The 1,307-nt window shown below is 69.1% G+C and carries 1 protein-coding gene; it reads left to right on the top strand.

Annotated features, from left to right (window positions below):
- On the top strand, window positions 1-1,133 hold a 1,133-nt coding region (locus ACYVL2_RS19960; RefSeq protein WP_460546558.1), incomplete at its 5' end, for an IS4 family transposase.
- Window positions 1,134-1,307: the final 174 nt, after the last annotated feature.

Here is a 1,307-nt window from a genome sequence, read left to right as displayed (position 1 = left end):
GTGGGGTGTTCACGCCAGGGCATCTGGGTGAGCTGACCCGGATCGTGCCGTTCGAAATGGTCGACGCGGTCCTCGACCAGTGCCGGGCCCACCAGCGGCGACTGCGGTCGATCCCCTCACGCGTGGTGGTCTACCTGCTGCTGGCGGCGGGCCTGTTCGCCGCTGTCGGCTGGCCGGGGATCTGGCGGAAACTCACCGGAGGGCTGGGCGTGCGCACGGTTCCGGCGGCCTCGGCGCTGTGGCAGGCGCGTGCCCGGGTCGGGCCCGGCCCGCTCAAAGCGCTGTTCGAGCTGTTGGCCGGGCCGACAGCCGCCACGGCGCGGTGGCGGGGCCTGGCCGTGTGCGCCATCGACGGCACCCTCCTTGACATTCCCGCCTCCGGCGACAACCTGTCAATGCACCGCTCCAGCGGCGCGACGCGGTGGGCTGGGGCCGGCTACCCGCAGGTCCGCCTGGTCGCGCTGCTCGCAGCGGGATCCCGCGCCGTGCTCGCAGCCGCGTTCGGCCCGGTCGGCACCGGCGAGACGAAGTACGCCGCACCGCTGACCGAAGCGATGGGCCCGGGACAGATCGTCCTGGCCGACCGGCTGTTCGATGCCGCCTGGCTGATCGAACGCGTCCGTGCCACCGGCGCCCACCTGCTGTTCCGGTTGCACACCAACACCAAACCAGTACCGGTGGCGAAACTGCGCGACGGCACGCACCTGGTCCGCCGCGGCAAACTGATCCTGCGCCTGGTCGAAGCCGAGATCACCATCGTCACTGAGGCCGGTACCCAGACCGGCCACTACCGGCTGCTGACCAGCATGGTCAACCCGCGCCGCTACCCCGCGGCCGGGATCGTCGCGCTCTACCACCAGCGCTGGGAGATCGAATCGGCCTACTGCGAGCTCAAATCCGGTCTCCTGCGCCGCCGCGTCCTGCGCGGCAAACACCCGCACGCCATCGACCAGGAGATCTGGGCGCTGCTCACCCTCTACCAGGCATCCGTATCGCCATCGCCGACGCCGTCCTGGGCGAACCAATCTCCGAACTCCAGGCCAGTTTCACCATCGCCGTCGAAGCCGCCCGGGACCAGCTCGTCCGCGCCGAAGGCATCCTCGACACCGAAACCATCGACCTCAAAGGCCTGATCGGGCAGCAGATCCTCGCGCACCCGCTACCCGAGCGCAGGCTCAGACAAGCACCCCGCGTAGTCAAACGCGCGATCTCGAAATACCACGCCAGAACCAACGGCATCGACCGGCGAACTTACAAGGCCACCCTCGACATCGTCGTCTTCGCAGACCCTTAACCGAACGGCATTG

The organism is Glycomyces halotolerans, assembly GCF_054779575.1.
This window is presented reverse-complemented; position numbering and strand designations above follow the sequence as displayed.